Raw genomic sequence first — 21,598 nt, forward strand, 5'->3', positions numbered from 1 at the left:
CATGGCATTACCAAACTATGCATCAAAAGTAGAGCGAGTTGCTTACGCAGGTTACTTAGCTTTTTGTGGGGTGGTGCTGTTCTTTTTAATCGCTCCAATTCTGACCATCATCCCGTTATCGCTTAATGCAACGCCTTACTTTACTTTTACCGAGGGGATGTTAAACCTTGACTCGGCAGCGTATTCTACTCGCTGGTATCAAGAAATGTTTACTAGTGATCAGTGGCTGTTGGCGCTGAAAAACAGCACGTTTATTGCTTTTATGGCGACACTCGTTGCAACAGGGCTAGGAACTCTGGCGGCGTTGGGTTTAGCAAGTAGTAATTTGCCTTTTCGCAATACGATTATGGCGCTGTTGATCTCACCCATGATCGTACCAGTCATTATCTCTGCTGCTGCGATGTACTTTTTCTACACACGCTTTGGCTTATCACAAACTTATTTAGGCATCATTTTGGCACACGCTGCGTTAGGTACGCCTTTTGTCGTCATTACCGTTACTGCGACGTTAAGCGGCTTTGACCATAGCTTGGTAAAAGCGGCGGCTAGCTTAGGCGCAAACCCTGTTTATACTTTCAGACACATTACCTTTCCGCTGATTCGTCCGGGGATGATATCTGGCGGCTTGTTTGCTTTTGGCACCTCGTTCGACGAGGTTGTGGTGGCGTTATTCCTGACTGGGGCAGAACAAAAAACCGTTCCGAGGCAGATGTGGTCAGGAATTCGAGAGCAAATTAGTCCGACCATATTGGCGGTCGCTACGTTGTTGATTTTTATGTCGGTGTGTTTGCTCGTGACATTAGAAGTTTTGCGTAGACGTAATGTACGCATTCGAGGCATTCAAGAGTAACCAAACTTTTTCTTTGTTGGTCACTTTGCACTTTTGTTTAGGGGCACCTCAATTTTTGACCAAATGCGCCTCATTGTAGGCGCTTGTCTTTTTTGTGTATCTTCAGCGATGACTGACATATCACTCTGGTAGCTTAATGCCAGCTTGCTCGAAACGTGCCAAAGGCGACTTGTTTGATCGCTGATACCAACTAGCTGGCATGTTTGATTTAAGTCGCGCTTTTTCTTCCTTGCTAATCACAACATAATGCAAAAACGTATCAAGTGTGGTTCCCATCACGTCGAATGTCATTTCCCCATCTTTGCTGATGGCTTTCAATAACCCAGCGACGGTTTCCTCAGAAATTAACGGTTCAACCACCGCGTTTTTTCGCTCTTTTATTGACGTTGAAGCGGGCAGGTTTGCACGTGCCGTCTCCCAGCAAACTTTGTTGGTTTTACTGATAAGGTTGTGCTTGTAGCAGTAGTAACTGAATAAAAAGCGTGGCAGGTTTTGCCAGCGTTCGGCTTGGACTTCTAACCAAAGGTGTTGTAGCTCAATATCAGCGTCGGTCATAAATATTATGGAAGATTATTAAAGTAGTGGCATTCTAACGTTTCATCAGCGATGCCGTCTATGATTCGGTTACTTCCCATCTTTATGTTGACACTTTGATTTTCAATGAAACAGTGACTTCTTATTACTGTAAATAGTGAGTGATTTGTCCAGTTTCTGACATTAGTGTTTGACTTGGGTAGTAGAGTGTGGGCGTTTTTTGTTTTGAAGCGTCAATATACATCATCACATACTTACGTCTTACTCTTTCTGAAATAAATACTTTTATCAAAGTAACTGTGTGATTTTCATTCAAATAGTATGTGTTTCATGGTGATGAAAATTCTGTTTATTGCGCTACAATCGAGTGTCGTTCGTAGAATGTAGCCTAATGACGAAAACCTTGCGTCTTCTATCTGGCTTTTTGTGTGCTACTTTTTAATAAGTATCTTTTGGGTGGGTTTTTATGTTTGGAGTTAAAAGAAATGCTGCTATCTCTGGCTTGTACCAAGCGAGTGAACTTAAAGCAAAGCTGTTCTCCAAGGATTTGGAAATCTTAAGACTTAGAGCTGAAACTGAGTTTAATAAAGTGCTTGATGAGCTACTAAGAATTAAAGATAACAATTCAAGGCTTCGTGAAAGTGGGCTTATTGATAAGCTTGAGCAAGAGAAGTCTAAATGGAACAGTGATCAGCTCAAAGACATCGAGCAACGTATAAGTAATGTCGAGTTCTGTATTAAGGATTGTGCTTTATATGTCAGCAACATTGAGTCCCAATTCGCTGAGGATAGCGATTTAGGATATGGTGAATTGAGCAGTCGTTCCCTTGAAGACGAGTTGGAAACACTATCTTTTAGTAAGATCCTTAATGCATCTGCGCATGAGTACTTTTATAACTCTAAAGAGTATGAAATGTACCTTGAAAACACACCAAATACCGAATTTTTGCACGCGTTAAAAGAGCAAATTACCGCACTCTTCGACCACAAAGCAGCCTAGAGCCTACAAAAGTATTAGCCCATTGTCCGATTCCTTCTTTAGGGGCTTTGATTCGCGAATTTTTATCGACCCACTTTGGAGTATACCTAGCCATTTAACGTGCTGGGTATACTCGTATAACTAAACGTTTCTTCTCTAGCTCATCTCTATTTTTTAACAAATACGAATTTTTAAAGTTCACTCCGTGTTCCTTCTAGTACCAAAAACTGATACCGCCACATCTAGTTGTTAACAAAATGTTTCTTCTTGTCTTGCGAGTAGATTATATGGAGATGCTCTTGCAGTAATAAGGGCAGTGGCGATGCAAAAGACGTAATGCATCTAAGGAAAACTCAATATAGAAGAAATTAGATGGAACTGAAGACTTTGAGTGTCGCGATTGCGACAACATTAACCAGCACTGGCGTATTTGCGTTAAGCGAGCCAGTTTCTCAAGTTACAGAGCAACATGCACATTCGGCTCATACACGCGGTGTTGAATCCAATCGAGTTGAATACCAACCAACCGCAACTCTCCCTATTCAGCCCTCCAAGGCAACTCGAGTACAGTCACTTGAAAGTCTTGATGAGTCGAGCACTGCTTGTGATTTGGAAGCATTGGTTACCGAAAGCAGTAACCAATTGATCAGCGAAATTTTAAGTCAGGGCGCGACGTGCGTGAACCAGTTATTCTCTGCTGAAAGTCGGATTCAAGAGTCGGTATTTAGCTCCGATCATATGTACAACATCGCTAAGCACACTACGACCTTGGCGAAGGGTTATATGGGTGGCGGGAGCGATGAACTAGAAACGTTGTTCTTATACTTACGCGCGGGTTATTACGCCGAGTTTTACAATGACAACATCTCATTTATTGAATGGGTCACACCAGCGGTGAAAGAATCCGTGGATGAGTTTGTTAATAACGCAAACTTCTATGAGAACAGCGACCGTCACGGCAAAGTGCTTAGTGAAGTCATCATCACTATGGATAGTGCGGGCTTGCAGCACGCGTACTTACCGCAAGTGACCCAATGGCTCACACGTTGGAATGATCAATACGCCCAGCACTGGTATATGCGCAATGCAGTTAACGGTGTTTTCACTATTTTGTTTGGTGGGCAGTGGAACGAGCAATTTGTGCAAATAATTGGCAACCAAACGGACCTTGCCAAAGCTTTAGGCGATTTCGCTCTAAGGGCGTCATCAATCGGTGCTGAAGATGAGTTCATGGCCGCGAATGCGGGGCGAGAGCTCGGGCGTCTGACCAAGTATACGGGTAACGCGAGTTCTGTGGTGAAGAGTCAGCTAAGTCGAATCTTTGAACAGTATGAAATGTATGGTCGGGGTGACTCGGTTTGGCTTGCGGCGGCGGACACCGTCTCATATTACGCAGATTGTAGTGAGTTCGGAATTTGTAATTTCGAAACTGAGCTAAAAGGCTTGGTGCTATCGCAAACTTATACTTGTAGCCCGACAATCCGAATTTTGTCTCAGAATATGACGCAAGAGCAACACGCGGCCGCATGTTCTAAAATGGGCTACGAAGAGGGTTACTTTCATCAGTCTTTAGAAACTGGTGAACAACCAGTAAAAGATGACCACAACACTCAGCTCCAAGTCAATATCTTCGATTCAAGCACTGATTATGGTAAGTACGCAGGGCCAATTTTCGATATTAGTACTGACAATGGCGGTATGTACTTGGAGGGCGATCCTTCCCAGCCGGGGAATATTCCCAACTTTATTGCTTATGAAGCCTCTTATGCGAACGCGGATCACTTTGTCTGGAACCTAGAGCACGAATACGTGCATTACTTAGATGGTCGATTTGATCTCTATGGAGGGTTTAGTCATCCAACTGAAAAAATAGTGTGGTGGAGTGAAGGCATTGCAGAGTATGTCGCTCAAGAAAATGACAACCAAGCAGCACTTGAGACGATTCTAGACGGTTCGACATATACCTTAAGTGAGATTTTCGAGACTACTTATGATGGGTTTGATGTCGATCGAATTTATCGTTGGGGGTACTTAGCTGTACGTTTTATGTTTGAAAATCATAAAGATGACGTAAACCAAATGCTGGTGGAAACACGCCAAGGGAATTGGAGCAATTACAAAGCAACGATCACCCAATGGGCGAATTTATATCAAAGTGAGTTTGAGCAGTGGCAGCAAGCCCTTGTCTCAAATGGTGCACCTAATGCAGTCATAACCGCAAACAACAAGGGGAAAGTCGGTGAAAGCATTACATTTAGCAGTGAAAACAGTACAGACCCAAACGGGAAGATCGTCAGCGTCTTATGGGACTTCGGTGATGGCTCGACAAGTACACAAACCAAGCCGACGCACCAATATGGGAGTGAAGGGGAGTATTCGGTCAGTCTAAGTGTGACAGACAGTGAAGGCTTGACGGCAACCGCCACTCATAGTGTTGTTATCTCAACGTTGAGCGGTAATGACACATTGCCACAAGACTGTGCGGTGCAAAGTAAAGTAAGCGGTGGACGCCTAACAGCAGGAGAGCCTGTTTGCTTGGCAAATCAACAAACCATTTGGCTGAGTGTGCCAGCGGTGAATGAGAGCTCAAATCTGGCGATAACGACGGGGAACGGTACGGGCAACCTAAAGCTTGAATACAGTAACTCCGGTTGGCCGGATGATACTAATCGTCACGGGTGGTCAGATAATATTGGTAATGGAGAGTGTATTACGTTGTCAAATCAGAGTAACTACTGGGGCTACGTTAAAGTCTCTGGTGACTTTGAGAATGCCGCCATCGTCGTTGATTTTGATGCTCAGAAGTGTCGTCAGTAGGGCATTTTAACTGCATCATTTTAATTTAATTGATCGCCTCGCTAACATTGCGGGGCGTTTTTGTTTTTTACGCCGTTATCTCTATAAAAAAACCAGCCCGAAGGCTGGCAAACAAGGAGTTTGAGATGAAAATGAAAACGTTATAAAACTTGCTGATATCCTATTTCTCAATAAGTTGGGTTGTGCGTTGAAGCCAGTTTTTATCTTGCGCATCAAGAAAAGGGCTAAGCGCTTGATAGACTCGTGAATGGTAATGATTGAGCCAGTCTAGCTCTGCTTGATCTAGCATTGATAAGTCAAGGGCGTTGGTCGCAATTGGAGCAAGAGTGATGGTCTCAAAACCGTAAAACGTGCCGAACTCATTTTGTTCTACCTCTACAACTTTAAGAATGTTCTCTATTCTTACCCCGTACTCACCTTCGCGATAAACGCCTGGCTCATTAGTAATGACCATACCCGGTTTTAGTTCAACCTCGTGGTGGCTTTGCGAGAAATTTTGTGGGCCTTCGTGAACATTCAAGCAAATGCCCACGCCGTGTCCAGTGCCGCACTTGTAATCAATACCATGTTGCCATAAGACGCCACGCGCCATGATATCAAGATTGGCACCCGTAGAGCCTTTCATGAATCGAGTCTGAGTCAGTCGGATGACCGCTTTGAGCACCAAGGTATAATCTTTGCGCTGCTTAATGGTCGGTGACCCGAAGTGGAAAGTACGGGTGATGTCTGTTGTCCCGCCAAGGTATTGGCCACCAGAATCGACGAGAAAGAAGTTGCTTTCATTGACTGCCGCATTGCTTTCTTCATCGGCGGCATAATGCATTTTTGCCCCGTGAGCTGCGAAGCCTGCGATAGTGCGGAAACTGTCACTCACATAATGTCGGGTTTGACGGCGATAGTGATTCAGTTGTGCCTCAGCAGACAATTCTGTAACGAGTCCGCTTGGAACTTGCTCTTCGAGCCAGTTCATAAACCTTACGATTGCCACACCATCATCTGTTAATGCCTGTTCTAGGCTAGTTAGCTCGGTCGCATTTTTTATGGCCTTCATTGCCGTTACAGGGCAAGCCATTGGCTTTAGATTCACATTCCCTTCAATCGAACTCACCAATAAGCTGTCTGTGTGGGTCGGGTTAAAAGCGAGCGATAATCCCTCACATTGCTGATTCAAATACTGACTTACGTAGTTGTAATGGCGAATGTGTACACTCTGCTCGGTCAGCGCTCTTTCAACGTCTTGAGGCAGTTTGGCTTTATCAATAAACAGTGTCGCAAGTGATTGCTCTACGACTAGATAGGCTTCAGAAACTGGGCAGTAATTCGTATCACCACCTCGAATATTCATTGTCCACATGACATCATCTAGCGTTGACACTAATAAGCTATCTACTTGGTTCTCGGTTAACCAAGAACGGATTCTCGCTAACTTATTTTCTGTGTCAACGCCAGCAAAAGCGGTGGGGTGCTCGAATACGGGTGCACTTGGGCGAGGTGGTCTTTCAAGCCAAATCGGTGTGAGTAAATCCAGGTCGAGAATGATCTTAATGTTTTTCGCTTCAAAGGCTTGTTTGAGGCCTTGATAAAAAGCGTAACTGATGGCGCGCCCGTCAACCGCGATAATACTGTTTTCTGGTAGCGTGGTAGCCAGCCATTTGGCAACTGTCGGCGTTTCTGGTTGTTTGGCTTTAAACAGTTCAAGTCCTGTGCCGTGTAACTGTTCTTCAGCTTGAATATAGTAACGACCATCAGTCCACAGGCCACCACCTTGTTGGGTAATGACGACATCGCCTGCTGAGCCGGTAAAACCTGAAATCCAGCTTCGCGCTAACCAATGATCCGCTGAGTATTCACTGTTATGTGGGTCATTGTTGGTCACGATATATGCAGACACGTTGTGAAAGGACATTGCCTCACGCAATAACGTAAGGCGTTGGTTTACTGAGTTAGTATTGTTCATTAAATGGTTCCTAAAGTCATATTTGAGCAATAGATATGATGCTGCTCCGAGCCTGTTTTTATTGGGTTCTGTTGCCCGCATACTTCTGTTGCTTCTGGGCATCGAGTACGAAAAACGCAACCGCTAGGTGGGTTAAGTGGAGAAGGAAGGTCGCCGGGCAATAGTTGTATTTCACGGTCACGTGCTAATTGCGGATTAGCTATCGGGACAGCAGATAACAGTGCTTTGGTGTAGGGGTGTTGTGCATCATCAAATACTTGATCGTAACGTCCTACTTCCATAGGTTTACCAAGATACATCACCATAACGCGGTCGCTGATATGGCGCACCACGCTTAAGTCATGCGCAATCATCACCAGTGTTAACCCCATTTCTTGTTTAAGATCATCTAGAAGATTGATGACCTGAGCTTGTATGGAGACATCTAGTGCACTAACGGGTTCATCACACACGACCAAATCTGGATTGAGAATTAACGCTCTAGCAATGCCCACACGCTGGCATTGACCTCCGGAAAATTCATGTGGATAGCGGTTTCGCTGGCTCGCCAAGAGACCCACTTTATCCATCATAGCGATGACACGCTTTTCTACCTCAGCCCGTTTAAGTTGCGGCTCATGGGTGAGCAGTGGTTCGGCGATGCATTCTGAGATGGTTAACCTCGGATTCAAACAAGCGGATGGGTCCTGAAACACCATCTGAAATTCTCTACGTCGAGAGGAAAGGTCTTTTTTACTAAACCCGAGCATGTCTTGACCTTTCCAAGTCAACTCGCCATGTGTAGGTTCAATTAAGCGAAGTAAGGCGCGTGCAAGCGTTGATTTTCCGCAGCCTGATTCCCCCACAATGCCAAGTGTTTCACCTCTATAAACATCTAAGTCGATACCATTGACCGCTTTCACGATTTTACGTCGACTTGGAATAAGGTGACGCGAAACAGGAAAGTGGACGTTTAAATCACGAGCAGACATGAGGACTTCTTTTTTGTTCATAACGCCTCCTTAAGCTTTTATTTGAATAGGAGTGATAACACTGGGTGCGTTAACGTGACAGGCAATGGACTGGCTCGTGTTTAATGGAGAAAACCGTGGGGTTTCGTATTGGCAACGCGTCTCTCGATGCTCGCACCGCTCTCTAAACGGACACCCTTGATGGTTAATCAACGCACTTGGTGGGTTACCTGGGATGGTTGGTAAACGTTGCATATCTTCAGTGATAGAAGGAATAGCCTTTAGCAGGCCTTGAGTATAGGGGTGAGCAGGTTGAGCGAACAATGTCTCGGTATCTGATTGCTCCATTTTTTGACCACCATACATGACCAATACGCGATCACACATCTCGGCGACGACGCCCATATCGTGAGTGATCAGTAAAATTGCGGTGTTGAACTCTTGTTGTAAGTCTCGTAATAGCGTCAAAATTTGAGCTTGAACGGTTACATCTAACGCGGTGGTTGGTTCGTCTGCAATTAACAACTCGGGCTTACACAACAAGGCCATCGCTATCATGATTCGCTGACGCATTCCGCCAGATAGCTCGTGAGGGTATTGATTCATCCGAGTTTCGGGAGAGGGAATACGCACCGCATCTAACATGTGAATCGATTCAATTTTTGCTTGCTTTCGGCTCATTCCTTTATGAATCATGAGAACTTCACAAAGCTGTTTGCCAATTTTCATGAATGGATTGAGTGACGTCATCGGATCTTGAAAGATCATTCCGATTTTCTCTGCACGGATGCGGTTGAGCTGCTTTTTAGACATCGCGAGTAAATCATCACCGTGGAACATCGCGCTGCCAGACACGGCGCCGTTGTCCGCGGTTAACCCCATTAATGCGAAAACAGACTGGCTTTTTCCCGAACCTGATTCCCCAACAATCCCAAGAGTTTCGCCCGCTTTAATCGAGTAGGAAAGATTACTGACCGCTTGCACTTGCCCATCTGGCGTATCGAAGCGCACGTTCATGTTTTCAATAGATAGCATGGGTTTGTCCTTATCGGTCTTTCGGGTCAAGAGCATCACGCAAGCCATCGCCGATGAAGTTAAAACAAAAGAGGGTGGCAACTAAAAACAGAGAGGGAAAAAGCAGCATCCACAATGCAACGTCAATCGTTTTTGCGCCTTCGGAGATTAGGATTCCCCAACTCGTGTCTGGTGGTTGAACACCAAGCCCTAAGAAGCTTAAAAACGATTCGAACATAATGAATCCTGGTACCATTAAGGAGGAATAAACCATCACGATCCCAAGAACATTAGGCAGAACATGGCGTCGGACAATTGTCAATTTAGAAACCCCAATAGAGTGTGCGGCTTCGATGAACTCTCGCTTTTTTAGACCGAAGGTGACACCACGTACAACACGGGCAATGCCCAGCCAAGATACCATTCCGATCACGATAAAAATCAGGTAGATGTTGTTGCCAAAAAGGGTAACAAACAGGATAACCATAAACATAAATGGCACCGAATCGAGCACCTCAATAATGCGCATCATTACGCTGTCGACAACGCCACCAAGATAGCCGGAAATACTTCCCCAAATCGTACCAATAACAACGGCAACTAAGGCCCCGACAAAGCCCACCAAAATAGAGAGCCTGCCGCCTTGCATCGTGCGAGCAAAGACATCTTGCCCGAGATCATCGGTACCAAAGTAATGGCCACTGCTCAGTGAAGGTTTCCCTAGCTCGTATGGATCGATGAGCACTTCCCAGTCAATTTCATCATGGCCAAAAGCGGCAAGAGAGGGGCCGAAGGTGATGCATAAGGTAATGAACGCCAAAACATACACTGATGTCATCGCGGCTCTGTTTTTACGAAATCGAGTCCATGCATCCTGCCAAAGACTGCGACCTTCGACGGCTTCAATATTGTCGACGACTTGATCTTGAAGAGCTTGTGTATCCAGTTTTTTTATCGTTAACATGCCGGACTCCTAAACGCGTATACGAGGGTCGATAATCGTATATAGCAAGTCGACCACAAGGTTAAAGAAGATAGTGAGTGAAGCGACAATCAGAGTAATGCCCATTACTAGGCCGTAGTCGCGGTTGAGAGCCCCAGACACAAAGTGTTGTCCCATGCCACCTGTACCAAAGAAAATGTCGATAATCACCGAGCCTGTCACGACAGAAACAAACGCAGGGCCGAGCATCGCAACGACGGGAATCAGGGATGGTCGCAAAGCGTGATGGAATAAAATGTAGGCTGTGGACAAACCTTTGGCCTTTGCCGTTCGAATGTATGGTTGGTTGAGCGTTTCAATCATTGCGCCACGCATGACGCGTGCAATACTCGCAATGGAACCAATCGCCAGGCTGAGCACGGGAAGAACAAGGAAAGCCAGTTTTCCTCCTTCCCAACCACCAGCAGGGAACCAGCCGAGCTGAATAGCGAAGATCATGACTAAAACTGGAGCAAGCACGAAAGCCGGAACCACAACTCCAGTCATCGAAAGTGTCATCAGGCCGTAATCTAGGCGGCTATTTCGGTTCAATGCCGCAATGGTGCCAAGCAACATGCCAAGTGGAACGGAAATACAAAAGGAGAGTACGCCTAATACTGCTGAAACTGGCCATGATTGTGCGACGAGCTGTGTAACACTGAAGTCTTGATAAACGAAGCTCGGACCGAGATCTCCTTGTATGAAATTACCAATGTAAATCCAAAACTGAGTAACGAAGGGCTGGTCCAAATGGAATTTTGCTTCGATATTCGCACGTACCACCTCTGGCATAGGCCGTTCCATATCAAATGGCCCCCCTGGTGCAATGTGCATCAGCCAAAATGATATGAGTGCGATGAATAGAAGCGTGGGGATAGCGATAGCTAATCGCTTAACAATGTACCAAATCATGATCCATCATCCTTTGGTCATCCGAAATCACTTCGAACGGTTATGAATAAAAAATGGTCTGAGCTCAGGTTGCCTTCTCCACCGAGAGATATGAGGAACGGCAAGTAAACATTGAACTTGCCGACTCAGACCGAAAACATGCTTTTAGTGGGCTTTTACATAGACATTCTTGCGGTAGTACGACGACTCAGGGTTTGTCAGTTCGTAGCCGCCCACGTAAGGCTTGATGAGGTATTGATCGTTACCCGGACGATAAATAGGAATAATGGCCATGTCTTCAATCAGCATGCTTTCTGCTTGTAGATACAGTTCTGATGGGTTGCTCATGGTCTTTGAGCGAGCCATTAACTCGTCGTATTGCGGGTTGTTATAACGAGAATCGTTGTACTCGCCACTAGAAACGAAGATATCCAACCATGTAGAGGCTTCATTGTAGTCGGCCGTCCAGCCGCCGCGAGTAATGTCGGTCGGCTCTTTAAGTGCGTAGAACACTTTCGGTTCTAGCTGTTTTATTGTGACTTGCGCACCCAAACGGCTTTTCCACATACCTGCCATGGTCGTTGCCATTTTTACGTCCATCGAGAAAGTTGGTACGGTAAACGTCAACTTAAGCGGATTGCTTTTATCGTATCCAGCTTCTGACAGTAATTGCTGCGCTTTTTCGATACGTTTATGACGGTTCCAAGTTGCGAACTCAGGAGTGTGAGATTTAAAACCATCTGTTTGAGGTGGCACAAGGGTATACATTGGAACCCCACCGTTTCTCAAGATAGCACTCGTTAACAGTTGACGGTCAATGGCATATGAGAGGGCTTTACGGACCCGCACGTCTTTTGTTGGTCCTTGTTGAGTGTTGAGGTAATAGAATGTGGAGCCAAGAGACGCACTGGTGCTTGCCACTTCTTGTGGGCGTTGTTGAATTAACTTTTTCTTCTGAGCGGCAGGAATGGAAACCGCTTGGTCTATCTCACCGGCTAGGTAGCGGTTTAGCACTACGTTTGCATCACCAATTGGTAGCCAGGTGACTTTTTCCAGCACTACATTGCTTGCGTCCCAGTAATGTGGGTTTTTAACCATCACCAGTTTTTCGTTAACTTTCCATTCAGAGACAGTAAACGCACCATTTGTAACGATATGCTCAGGCTGGGTCCAACGGTTGCCATGTTTTTCAACGGTCGCTTTGTGAACGGGGGCAAGCACTGGATGACTTAATAGTTTCGTAAAGAAGGGAATAGGCTCTTCGAGTGTTACCTGGAATGTTTTTTCATCCAGCGCCTTCACGCCCAAGGACTCGGGTTCGGCTTCGCCCTTCATAATCGCTTGCGAGTTTTCGATATTTGGAATGGCCGCAAACCAAGCGTAGGGTGAAGCAGTGCTTGGATTCAGTAAGCGTTGCCAGCTGTAGACAAAATCTTGTGCAGTGACCGTTTCGCCATTTGACCATTTTGCATCACGTAAGTGGAAGGTATAAACCGTATTGTTGTCATTGACTGACCAAGACTCAGCAACACCAGGAATGGTTTTACCTTGCTTATCTTGAATGACCAGACCTTCAAACAGGTCTCGACCGAGATTAAAAGCGGGCTCTGCAGCTTGCTTGGCTGGGTCAATAGAAGTAACTTCAGCCCCATTGTTTAGCGTAATTTCTTGTGTCTCATCGAGGGTCACACCCGAGGGATACGGCACGGCATAGCTTGATGTTGCCAGTATTGGACTCATCATCGACGCTAATAAAAGCAACTTAGGTAATTTCATCCTTGTCTCACTCTTTTCATCCTGAAAGATGCCAGAAATGTATATTGTATAAATTGTCTACACAATCGAGTTTTAACATTACTGTAACAGGGTGTCAGGTGTTGAGCTGTCTAGTCTCAAAAAGTGAGCTAGGGGAATTTCTTTGAAGATCTGATATCAAGTTGGCATGACGGGAAGTAATTTTGCTTCGATACAAATTAAAATCCCCTTCAAGCACAGGCTAGAAGGGGAAGATAGTCAGTCTGCTCTTCAAAAGGCATGACGTTAACTGACTAGGAAATGTTTCACGAACTCAGTGATTTTGACCATATCACTTACCGCGATAAACTCTTCTGTCGTGTGTACTTTTGCCATGCCAGTTGAAAGGTTGACCGTTGTGAGACCTTTCTTGTTAAAGTTGTTGGCATCGCTACCGCCGCCAGTGCCTTTTGTGAAGGCGTCAATTCCTAACTCTGAAAACGCTGCTTTTATAGCGTTTACGTGTGGGTGGTTTTCTTCAATAACAAAAGCGTCGTAGGCTCGGCTAGATTCAATGTCGACTTCTGCACCGTGTTTTTCACAGACAGACTCTAATGTTGAGATCATATGATTGACCTGAGCATCTAGTTTATCGCCATTCAGGGAGCGTGCTTCTGCCACGATTTTTAATTCAGGCATAACAATGTTTGTGGCCTGACCGCCGTTAACCATACCGATGTTGGCTGTCGTTTCTTCGTCGATGCGAAGCAGCTTCATTTGGTTGATGGCATCTGCCGCCACCATGATCGCACTGATGCCTTCTTCTGGCGCAAGCCCTGCGTGTGCTGGTCGACCTTTGATTTTTGCCATGATCTTTTGCTGGCCTGGGGCTGCGGTCACAATGGTGCCAATAGGGCCACCCGTATCTAACACGATTGCTTCCGTTGAAGTGACGTGTGACATATCGAAGTATTGTGAACCGAATAAACCGCCTTCTTCATACACGGTGAAAGCAAGTTCTAACGTTTTGTGCTCACGGTTTTCCGCTTGAATACAACGAACGGCTTCCATGATGGCAGCAATACCAGATTTATCATCGCCACCGAGAATCGTATGGCCTTTTGAACGGATAATGCCGTCTTCGATGAGTGGCTCAATGCCAATACCTGGAGTGACCGTATCCATATGACAGCTCATTAGGATAGAGCCGTCTTTTTTGCCGTCTAAACGGGCGTACACGTTAAAACCGTTAGAAATGTGCTCAGGCACTGGAAGCTTGTGCACGGTAAAGCCTAGCTCGCCTAGCTGTTCTGCCAGTGTTTCTGCAATTTGTTTTTCGTTTTTTGATTCGCTGTCGATACGTACTAGTTGGCAAAAGTGTTCAACTAAGCGTTCTTGATTAATGTGCGTCATTAGATGTCTCTTTTTCTGATCGAGCGTGAAGCCTTGTGGCTCGGCTCGAAAGGGAACAGAGCACCACTTATGGCATAGTTACTTTTGAATAAAACTGAGGTGAATCAATAAAGGGGTATCCATGACACGATTCTGACCGATGAGCCTTTCGAACTGTATGAAGCGTCACGAAACATTACTTTTGATGTTTTGCAGGAGCAAATGAATAAATCGGATAGAGATAGGGGGCAATAGATTTTCCATCCCCTTTTACTTTTTGAGTTACGTTGCCAAGATAAAATGCCAAAGTAACAACTTGTTTACATTTTATGTGATGACGTAAAGCCGAAAATATCAATCTAATATATTGAAAGTAGGCAGTTTATTTAATGTTTACAAAAGTGGATTCGACGCGCAATCTTCGTGTAACATATATTTTACAATTGTGCGTAAAAATCGCCAAGATAAAGATTTCTCCCCACGTATTCCAATTTCTCAATACCTGCGCCAAGTTAGAAAAATAAGTCCAAACAAAAGCTACTGAGACAAGGAGAGAGTCATGGTTGATGCATATAACCCATTAGGAACAGACGGATTTGAGTTTGTTGAATATACCGCTGCTGACAACAAAGGCATTCAACAGCTTAAAGATCTGTTTATATCGTTAGGTTTTGCGGAGATTGCAAAGCATCGCTCAAAAGAAGCGTGGTTATATCGACAAGGTGACATTAGCTTTATTGTGAATGCGCAGCCGCATAGCCAAGCTGAGGGATTCGCCAAAGTTCACGGTCCGTCGGTTTGTGGCATGGCATTTCGTGTGAAAGACGCCACCGTTGCTCTGGCGCATGCGTTAGAGAATGGCGGTAAAGAATATAAAACGGAAATTGGGCCGATGGAGCTTAGCATTCCTGCTATTTATGGCATCGGTGAAAGCTTGCTTTATTTTGTCGATCGTTATGGAAAGCAGAGCATTTATGATGTCGATTTTCGTTTTTATGATGATGCTGATGAGCGTTTATCAAAAGCGAATGTTGGTCTTTACGAAATCGACCACTTAACGCACAACGTTAAGCAAGGCAACATGGATGTCTGGTCAGGTTTCTATGAGCGCATTGGTAACTTCCGCGAAATTCGTTATTTCGATATCGAAGGTAAGCTGACTGGTCTTGTCAGCCGTGCGATGACCGCACCTTGCGGCAAAATCCGAATTCCTATCAATGAGTCGTCAGATGATAAATCACAGATTGAAGAGTTTATCCGTGAATACAATGGCGAAGGTATTCAACACATCGCATTGACCACTGACGACATCTACGAAACGGTCAAAACCTTGCGTGAGCGAGGCATGGACTTTATGCCAACGCCAGATACTTATTACGAGAAAGTCGATCAGCGTGTTGAAGGCCACGGCGAAGATGTAAGCAAGCTTCGTGATTTGCAGATTCTTATTGATGGTGCGCCAACGAAAGATGGCATCTTGCTACAAATCTTTACTCAAACCGTTATCGGCCCTGTGTTCTTCGAAATCATCCAACGTAAAGGCAATGAAGGCTTTGGCGAGGGTAACTTCAAAGCGTTGTTTGAATCGATAGAAGAAGACCAAATTCGCCGAGGAGTATTGAGCGATGCATAAATGGATCACATTCCCTCATCGGGAGGGAGTGTGCTCTAAACAAGCACATGCTGACTTCCCGGAAGAGGCAATTTATGAACGTGAGGCAGGTCGAAGTGGCTTCTTCGGCCCCGCAACACATTTTCATCATCAACATGCCCCAACGGGGTGGTCTGAGTGGGAGGGCGAGCTACGTCCACGAGCGTTCGATTTTAATCTAGTGGAGAAAGCCAGCCATATTACCCCGTGGGCAGTCCCGCATCTATTACACAACGCGAATTGTAAAGTTCGTGTTTGGCGTATGGATGAAAAAATGGACTTCTTGGTGAGAAACGCTGATGGCGACGAACTGCTATTCATCCACCAAGGTACGGCAGATCTCTACTGTGATTATGGTCATTTGAAAGTGAGCGAAGGGGATTATGTCATGATCCCTCGCTCAACGAGCTGGCGTTTAGAGCCAAGCGAGCCGATGTTCATTCTGATGATCGAAAACACCGATGCGGCTTATACATTGCCCGAAAAAGGCATGGTTGGAAACCACGCGGTGTTTGATCCGGCGGTTTTAGAAACGCCGTCGATCAACGATCAGTTCCGTGCTCAATATTCTGAGAATCAAACACAGGTTCAGGTGAAACGCCACGATAAAGTCAGTGTTATCACTTACCCATTCAACCCGTTGGATGCGATTGGGTGGCATGGTGATTTGGCGGTAGTAAAAGTGAACTGGCGTGATATTCGTCCACTTATGTCACATCGTTACCATTTACCGCCTTCTGCACATACTACATTTGTAGGAGCAGGATTTGTGGTGTGTACCTTCGTTCCTCGTCCAATTGAAAGTGATCCTGGAGCGCTCAAAGTACCGTTCTACCACAACAATGACGATTATGACGAAGTCTTGTTCTACCATGCAGGTGATTTTTTCAGCCGTGACAACATTGAAGCGGGTATGGTGACATTCCATCCAGCAGGATTTACACATGGCCCTCACCCGAAAGCTTTCAAAGCAGGGCGAGAGCATAAGAAGACTTTTGCCGACGAAGTCGCGGTCATGATTGATACGCGTCACGCACTTCAGTTTTCGGATGAGCTGGAAAAAGTAGAAAACAAAGAATACGTCTATAGCTGGCAAGAGAAGTAAGAGGCAAGGATGAAATTAGCAACCAAGAAAAATGGCACTCGTGACGGTTTGTTGATGGTCGTGAGCAAAGACTTAACGCGCTGCGTACCTGCGACAGAAATTTTCCACCCTATGAACTTAGCACCGACGATGCAGGTGGCGCTTGATAACTGGGATACGCTAGCACCGCAACTGGAAGAGCTATACGTTGCACTGAACAATGGCACGGTTGCAGGGTATGAAGAGTTTGAAGCGCACTACTGTGAGTCGCCGCTTCCTCGCGCTTATCAGTGGGCTGATGGCAGTGCTTACGTAAACCACGTTGAGTTGGTTCGAAAAGCTCGCGGCGCTGAAATGCCAGAGAGTTTTTGGACGGACCCGTTGATGTACCAAGGAGGCTCTGATGCCTTTATTGGACCTTGTGACAACATCGAGTTTGCGAGTGATGAATGGGGTATTGATTTCGAAGGTGAAGTTGCTGTGGTAACTGGTGACGTACCAATGGGCGCGAGTGTTGCAGAGGCTCAGGAGTCGATTCGTTTGATCATGCTGGTGAATGATGTCTCACTACGTGGCCTAATTCCGGCAGAGTTAGCTAAAGGGTTTGGTTTTTTCCAATCTAAACCTTCTTCTGCGTTTTCTCCTGTGGCAGTAACACCTGACGAACTCGGCGAAGCGTGGTACGAAAACAAAGTGCATTTACCATTGCTCTCGACCTACAACCACAAGCCGTTTGGTCGCCCAAATGCGGGTATCGATATGACGTTTGATTTCGCAGACTTAATTGTTCATGCGACTAAAACGCGCCCGCTATCTGCTGGGGCAATTATAGGTTCTGGCACGGTATCTAATAAGCAAGGCACCGAACATGGCACTTCGATTGAGGAGGGTGGTGTTGGTTATTCATGTATCGCGGAAGTTCGCATGATTGAAACCATTCGTGATGGTAAGCCGTCGACTAACTTTATGTCGTTTGGAGATTCAATCAGATTGGAAATGTTCGATGCGGATGGCAACAACATATTCGGTTCGATTGACCAACAAGTTAGCCAATATCTCAAGCACTAATAGTGCTGGTTGGGAGACGATATGAGCGATAGCATGATTTTATACGGATACTGGCGATCATCGGCGGCGTATCGTGTGCGTATTTGCTTGAATCTTAAAGAGTTATCGTATGATTCAAAATCGGTACACTTGGTGCGCAATGGTGGCGAACAACACAGTGACGAGTACCATGAGTTAAACGCTTCTGAACTGGTTCCTTTGCTGGTGGATGGGGAGGTTCAGTTAACCCAGTCACTGGCGATCATTCAATACTTAGAAGAACACTACCCGGATGTCACCGTGATCCCCGAGCAAACGCCGCTTCGATACCAAGCGCTAGCTTTGGCTCAGGATATTGCAATGGAGATTCATCCCCTGAATAACTTAAGAGTTCTACAGTATTTAGAGGGGGAGTTAGCTTGCGAGCCAGAGCGCAAAGTCGCTTGGATTCATCACTGGATCCACAAAGGTTTTACGGCATTAGAAGAGAAACTTCAGAAGCATCGTAAACTAAATGGTGATTGTAAGTTTAGCCTGACAAGCTCGCCATCTATTGTCGATATTTGTCTGGTACCACAATTTTATAACGCACAACGCTTTGGTGTAGATACCTCTCTTTATCCAACCATTAACGCTGTTGTGCAGTCATGCAATCAACTGCCAGCTTTTATTGATGCGATGCCAGAGAATCAGCCAGACGCTAATAGTTGATTCTTAGCATACATAATGTATTAAAAAAATTTAAACGAGCCAATCCAAGTGTGTGATTGGCTTGTTTTTATTGGTGAGCAAAATTTTCTGTTTCTCGCTATCGTCGTGGCGCCTCAAAATTGCGAGGTTTTGTTGCTCTGCATAACATTTCCATTTACGCTTTGAGCAACGAGTTGTTTTGGATGCACTTTATTTATGACCAACATTTTTATCATTGTTGTTCTTCTGGTTTTATTCTTCTTTGTTATTCAAAAGTACGTGATTAAGCACGATGACACGCGTGATTATCCTTATCGCTCGAAAGGCCCTCTGCTCAGAGGTCAAGAGGGTGCGTTCTATAATGCGTTAAGAGCGGCGGTAGGGGAGCATGCCGTAGTATTCGCGAAAGTAAACATGTCCAGTTTGGTTACGCCAAAAGAAATCAAAAATAAGAAGCAGTTTTTTGTCGCGAACAATCGTATATCTCGAAGCTATTTTGATTACGTTATTTGTGACCCAAGGACACTAGAGCCGCGCGTTATCGTTGAATTGGATAATGGGCAGGAGCTAAACAAGGGTAAGATAGAAAGACAAAAGTTATTGATTCATGTTTGTAAGACGGCCAACCTGCCTTTAATTGGCGCCTCGGTAAAGCACAGTTATCAAGTTGGGCGATTACGTCGTTTGCTTGCGGCACACATTGATTTGATTGAGCCTGATAAAGAAGTGCGCTTTTGCAAAAAATGCGGCAGTCCGATGATCATTAAAACCGCAAGCCAAGGTGAGTTCAAAGGGAGACGTTTCTTTACTTGTAGCCGTCAGCCGAATTGTACATACACCGAAAATTATAACGTTGTGTTTGAGGTGGACGACTAAACACGACAATTAACCTGCAGAAATAAGGGGCTTTGATTAGAGATGATCAAAGCCTTTTTTGTATCTGTCCTCAAGGCAAGACCTATACTTTGAAAAAGAGTGCAGAATAGGGCAGCCATATGCGATACGGATGGATTTTGTCAGCATTGTTCATCGCATCTAATGTTAGTGCGATACCTAATTTGAAACCACTAGAGTGTGAATTGACAGAGACACCCCAAGATCATTTCTTGTTTTACCGAGAGCAAATGGTTTACCACAGTGAGCAGTTTGTCATATTTCAAAACTTCAAAGGCAGGGTGAGCACTCAAGTGGATGTTAAAACAGGAGAGTTGATCCGTACAACCTATATCGGCGAACCATTTAAACCTAAATATCAGATTTTGTTTGGTACTTGCCCTAAGGTATCGCAAACCTTACAGATTTGGATGCTCAGTGAAGTGCCTTACGACAATTAAGTGAGATAATAAAAGTTATATAGATCACACTTTTAAACCCTACAGGCCCAGTTCTTGTCGATAAAATCATCTGAAAACGCGTGTTGAGTTTACATTTTCGCCAAACGGTTCAAAGTTGGCAAATTTGTGCTTGCACCGTCGTTCGCTTATAGCTAATATCCTCGTCGTTCCAGAGAAATGCGTCCGTAGCTCAGCTGGTTAGAGTATCGCCTTGACATGGCGGGGGTCGGTGGTTCGAGTCCACTCGGACGCACCATTCTGAATTGAATGGTTAGGAACACAAAATTTGGGTCCGTAGCTCAGTTGGTTAGAGTACTACCTTGACATGGTAGGGGTCGGCGATTCGAGTTCGCCCGGACCCACCAAATTTTAGAAAAAGCCCACCTTTTGGTGGGCTTTTTTGTGTCTGTAATTCATTGATACTCAAGTAAAACTACTTCTTTTCTTGTCCCTTGTTTTTGCTCTGCTTTAGCCCCTTGTTAGAGATAAAAGCGCACTACTTGATCCGCAACACTACCTCAAAACCCTAAATGCAATGCATAAGGTGTATACGCTTCAAACCCACTAGAGCCGTCTATAAATTATGTTGCGTGCCACCAGCCGTGGCATTAGAGACACTGACTATTAATCTAAATTATCTGGCGTGTGAAGATTGGTGCCGCATATTGTACATTTGTAGTCACCAGTCGCTTCGCCTTCCATTAATGAGCTAATTATTGCTGCAAATAGACCTGAGAAGAAACCTTTAGCTTTTTTCTCGGTCTTTTCCTGCGCTTTAGAGAAGCTTTCGTACCGATGTAGCGTTACTTCTTTACAATTACAGCAAAACGCTCTTGTCTCTTCAGAACCGTACATTTTTACCAATTGATTTACTCCCTGTAAGTTAATTTCCCCAAGTGGCGTTATGTTCAAGGGTAAGTCACACAAGACTGGTGTGTGACTTACCCTAAACACTAAAACTAACGTAATGTAAAACACCACATGTTATGAATGATTATTTAACGCCTTGTTATCCGAGCTTGCTAACTCTGCTGATTGAATAGTTGTGGCAATAAGCTCTTCAAACAGCTCTAATTGCCCAGCAGGTATCAATTGATTTTGTATAGCTTTTCGTTTGTTTGAGTCAAATAGCCGCTCTGTTAACCAACCAATTAGATACATCAGTGAAAGGCAGCCACCGGCCGTCGCTACATTACCGTCTATCACGAGAGGCAGATCCTGAACATCTCCTCCCATACTTTGTAGAACAGCCTTTGCATCTGGGTTTGTTGTTAATCGCTTGCCTTCTAGTAAACCGAGTTCATGGAGGATGAATGATCCCGCACAAATCGAACCTATTAGCTGCCTATTTGGATCAAGATTCAACGCTGACATAAATTCAGCATCTTTTAAAGCGGCTGGAATACCCCGTTTGCCGCTTGTAATAAGAACGACATCTTGATTCGTCACCTCAGAAAGGTGTCCGTCTGTTTTAACTTTCATACCGAGGTGGGAATGATGTTCAGATTTAGTTCCAAGTATACTTACTGTCCAACTGTCGGTTGTGCGCCCTAGCAAGTCATACATAAGAAAGAAATCGACATCCGTGAAATCATCAAATAAAACAACGCCGATTTTATACATAACATTTATCCTTTTGGACTTACTCGTAAGTCGCAAAATGTGTAGTAGGAGGGGAGGGGCATTCAATAC

Annotated in this window: 19 protein-coding genes and 2 tRNA genes; 11 read left to right on the forward strand and 10 right to left on the reverse strand. The window is 45.0% G+C overall.

Annotation, left to right across the window (positions count from 1 at the left end):
• Position 1: 1 nt before the first annotated feature.
• Positions 2–850, forward strand: coding sequence for an ABC transporter permease (locus R7P80_RS05510; protein WP_047100694.1), 849 nt, complete (start codon positions 2–4; stop codon positions 848–850).
• A gap of 120 nt (positions 851–970) precedes the next feature.
• Here the strand turns inward: R7P80_RS05510 and R7P80_RS05515 are convergent, their stop codons facing one another.
• Positions 971–1,405 (reverse strand): hypothetical protein, encoded by a 435-nt coding sequence (locus R7P80_RS05515; protein ID WP_047100693.1) that lies wholly within the window; start codon positions 1,403–1,405, stop codon positions 971–973.
• A 445-nt stretch (positions 1,406–1,850) separates the two neighbouring features.
• Between R7P80_RS05515 and R7P80_RS05520 the strand changes: the two genes are divergently transcribed.
• Both R7P80_RS05520 and R7P80_RS05525 read left to right on the forward strand, forming a co-directional pair.
• Positions 1,851–2,384: a hypothetical protein gene (locus R7P80_RS05520; RefSeq protein ID WP_047100692.1), complete on the forward strand. Its 534-nt coding sequence runs from the start codon at positions 1,851–1,853 to the stop codon at positions 2,382–2,384.
• A 351-nt stretch (positions 2,385–2,735) separates the two neighbouring features.
• A complete protein-coding gene (locus tag R7P80_RS05525) occupies positions 2,736–5,180 on the forward strand; it encodes a collagenase (RefSeq protein WP_047100691.1) in 2,445 nt (814 codons plus the stop codon).
• A gap of 160 nt (positions 5,181–5,340) precedes the next feature.
• Here R7P80_RS05525 and R7P80_RS05530 read toward each other — a convergent pair whose 3' ends face one another.
• The 7 genes from R7P80_RS05530 to R7P80_RS05560 all read right to left on the reverse strand — a co-directional run bounded on the left by R7P80_RS05530 (position 5,341) and on the right by R7P80_RS05560 (position 14,121).
• The gene (locus R7P80_RS05530; RefSeq protein WP_047100690.1) at positions 5,341–7,137 is read right to left on the reverse strand and encodes an aminopeptidase P family protein; all 1,797 of its coding nucleotides are present in this window, start codon (positions 7,135–7,137) and stop codon (positions 5,341–5,343) included.
• Positions 7,137–8,129 (reverse strand): ABC transporter ATP-binding protein, encoded by a 993-nt coding sequence (locus tag R7P80_RS05535; protein WP_047100689.1) that lies wholly within the window; start codon positions 8,127–8,129, stop codon positions 7,137–7,139. Before R7P80_RS05535 ends, R7P80_RS05530 begins: the two co-directional genes overlap by 1 nt.
• A gap of 9 nt (positions 8,130–8,138) precedes the next feature.
• Complete coding sequence (locus R7P80_RS05540) at positions 8,139–9,122, reverse strand: ABC transporter ATP-binding protein (protein ID WP_047100688.1); 984 nt, start codon at positions 9,120–9,122, stop codon at positions 8,139–8,141.
• A 10-nt stretch (positions 9,123–9,132) separates the two neighbouring features.
• The gene (locus R7P80_RS05545) at positions 9,133–10,065 is read right to left on the reverse strand and encodes an ABC transporter permease subunit (protein ID WP_005377839.1); all 933 of its coding nucleotides are present in this window, start codon (positions 10,063–10,065) and stop codon (positions 9,133–9,135) included.
• Between the two features lie 9 nt (positions 10,066–10,074).
• Entirely contained in the window at positions 10,075–10,995 is a 921-nt protein-coding gene (gene oppB, locus R7P80_RS05550) for an oligopeptide ABC transporter permease OppB (RefSeq protein WP_047100687.1), read from the reverse strand.
• A 144-nt stretch (positions 10,996–11,139) separates the two neighbouring features.
• The gene (locus R7P80_RS05555; protein WP_017633966.1) at positions 11,140–12,750 is read right to left on the reverse strand and encodes a peptide ABC transporter substrate-binding protein; all 1,611 of its coding nucleotides are present in this window, start codon (positions 12,748–12,750) and stop codon (positions 11,140–11,142) included.
• Between the two features lie 264 nt (positions 12,751–13,014).
• Positions 13,015–14,121 (reverse strand): M20/M25/M40 family metallo-hydrolase, encoded by a 1,107-nt coding sequence (locus R7P80_RS05560; RefSeq protein WP_047100686.1) that lies wholly within the window; start codon positions 14,119–14,121, stop codon positions 13,015–13,017.
• A 538-nt stretch (positions 14,122–14,659) separates the two neighbouring features.
• On the opposite strand from R7P80_RS05560, the gene hppD reads away from it, so the two are divergent.
• The 8 genes from hppD (at position 14,660) to R7P80_RS05600 (ending at position 20,271) form a co-directional block, all read left to right on the forward strand.
• Complete coding sequence (hppD, locus tag R7P80_RS05565; protein WP_005377835.1) at positions 14,660–15,733, forward strand: 4-hydroxyphenylpyruvate dioxygenase; 1,074 nt, start codon at positions 14,660–14,662, stop codon at positions 15,731–15,733.
• A complete protein-coding gene (locus tag R7P80_RS05570; RefSeq protein WP_042521907.1) occupies positions 15,726–16,856 on the forward strand; it encodes a homogentisate 1,2-dioxygenase in 1,131 nt (376 codons plus the stop codon). The genes hppD and R7P80_RS05570 overlap by 8 nt, the downstream gene beginning before the upstream one ends.
• A gap of 9 nt (positions 16,857–16,865) precedes the next feature.
• Complete coding sequence (locus tag R7P80_RS05575; RefSeq protein ID WP_047100685.1) at positions 16,866–17,903, forward strand: fumarylacetoacetate hydrolase family protein; 1,038 nt, start codon at positions 16,866–16,868, stop codon at positions 17,901–17,903.
• Between the two features lie 21 nt (positions 17,904–17,924).
• Positions 17,925–18,593: a maleylacetoacetate isomerase gene (gene maiA / locus R7P80_RS05580; RefSeq protein ID WP_005377832.1), complete on the forward strand. Its 669-nt coding sequence runs from the start codon at positions 17,925–17,927 to the stop codon at positions 18,591–18,593.
• Between the two features lie 195 nt (positions 18,594–18,788).
• Complete coding sequence (locus R7P80_RS05585) at positions 18,789–19,448, forward strand: DUF2726 domain-containing protein (protein WP_225491440.1); 660 nt, start codon at positions 18,789–18,791, stop codon at positions 19,446–19,448.
• A gap of 119 nt (positions 19,449–19,567) precedes the next feature.
• On the forward strand, positions 19,568–19,906 hold the full coding sequence (locus R7P80_RS05590; protein ID WP_005377830.1) for a hypothetical protein: 339 nt from the start codon (positions 19,568–19,570) through the stop codon (positions 19,904–19,906).
• Between the two features lie 179 nt (positions 19,907–20,085).
• Positions 20,086–20,162 (forward strand) — tRNA-Val (locus R7P80_RS05595).
• A 32-nt stretch (positions 20,163–20,194) separates the two neighbouring features.
• Positions 20,195–20,271, forward strand: a tRNA-Val gene (locus R7P80_RS05600).
• A gap of 259 nt (positions 20,272–20,530) precedes the next feature.
• Here the strand turns inward: R7P80_RS05600 and R7P80_RS05605 are convergent.
• Positions 20,531–20,761: a hypothetical protein gene (locus R7P80_RS05605; RefSeq protein ID WP_017820907.1), complete on the reverse strand. Its 231-nt coding sequence runs from the start codon at positions 20,759–20,761 to the stop codon at positions 20,531–20,533.
• A 129-nt stretch (positions 20,762–20,890) separates the two neighbouring features.
• Positions 20,891–21,529, reverse strand: coding sequence for a DJ-1/PfpI family protein (locus R7P80_RS05610; protein ID WP_005377828.1), 639 nt, complete (start codon positions 21,527–21,529; stop codon positions 20,891–20,893).
• Between the last annotated feature and the right edge of the window lie 69 nt (positions 21,530–21,598).

It is taken from the genome of Vibrio sp. 2092, from assembly GCF_033339635.1.
Lineage (GTDB): Bacteria > Pseudomonadota > Gammaproteobacteria > Enterobacterales > Vibrionaceae > Vibrio > Vibrio alginolyticus.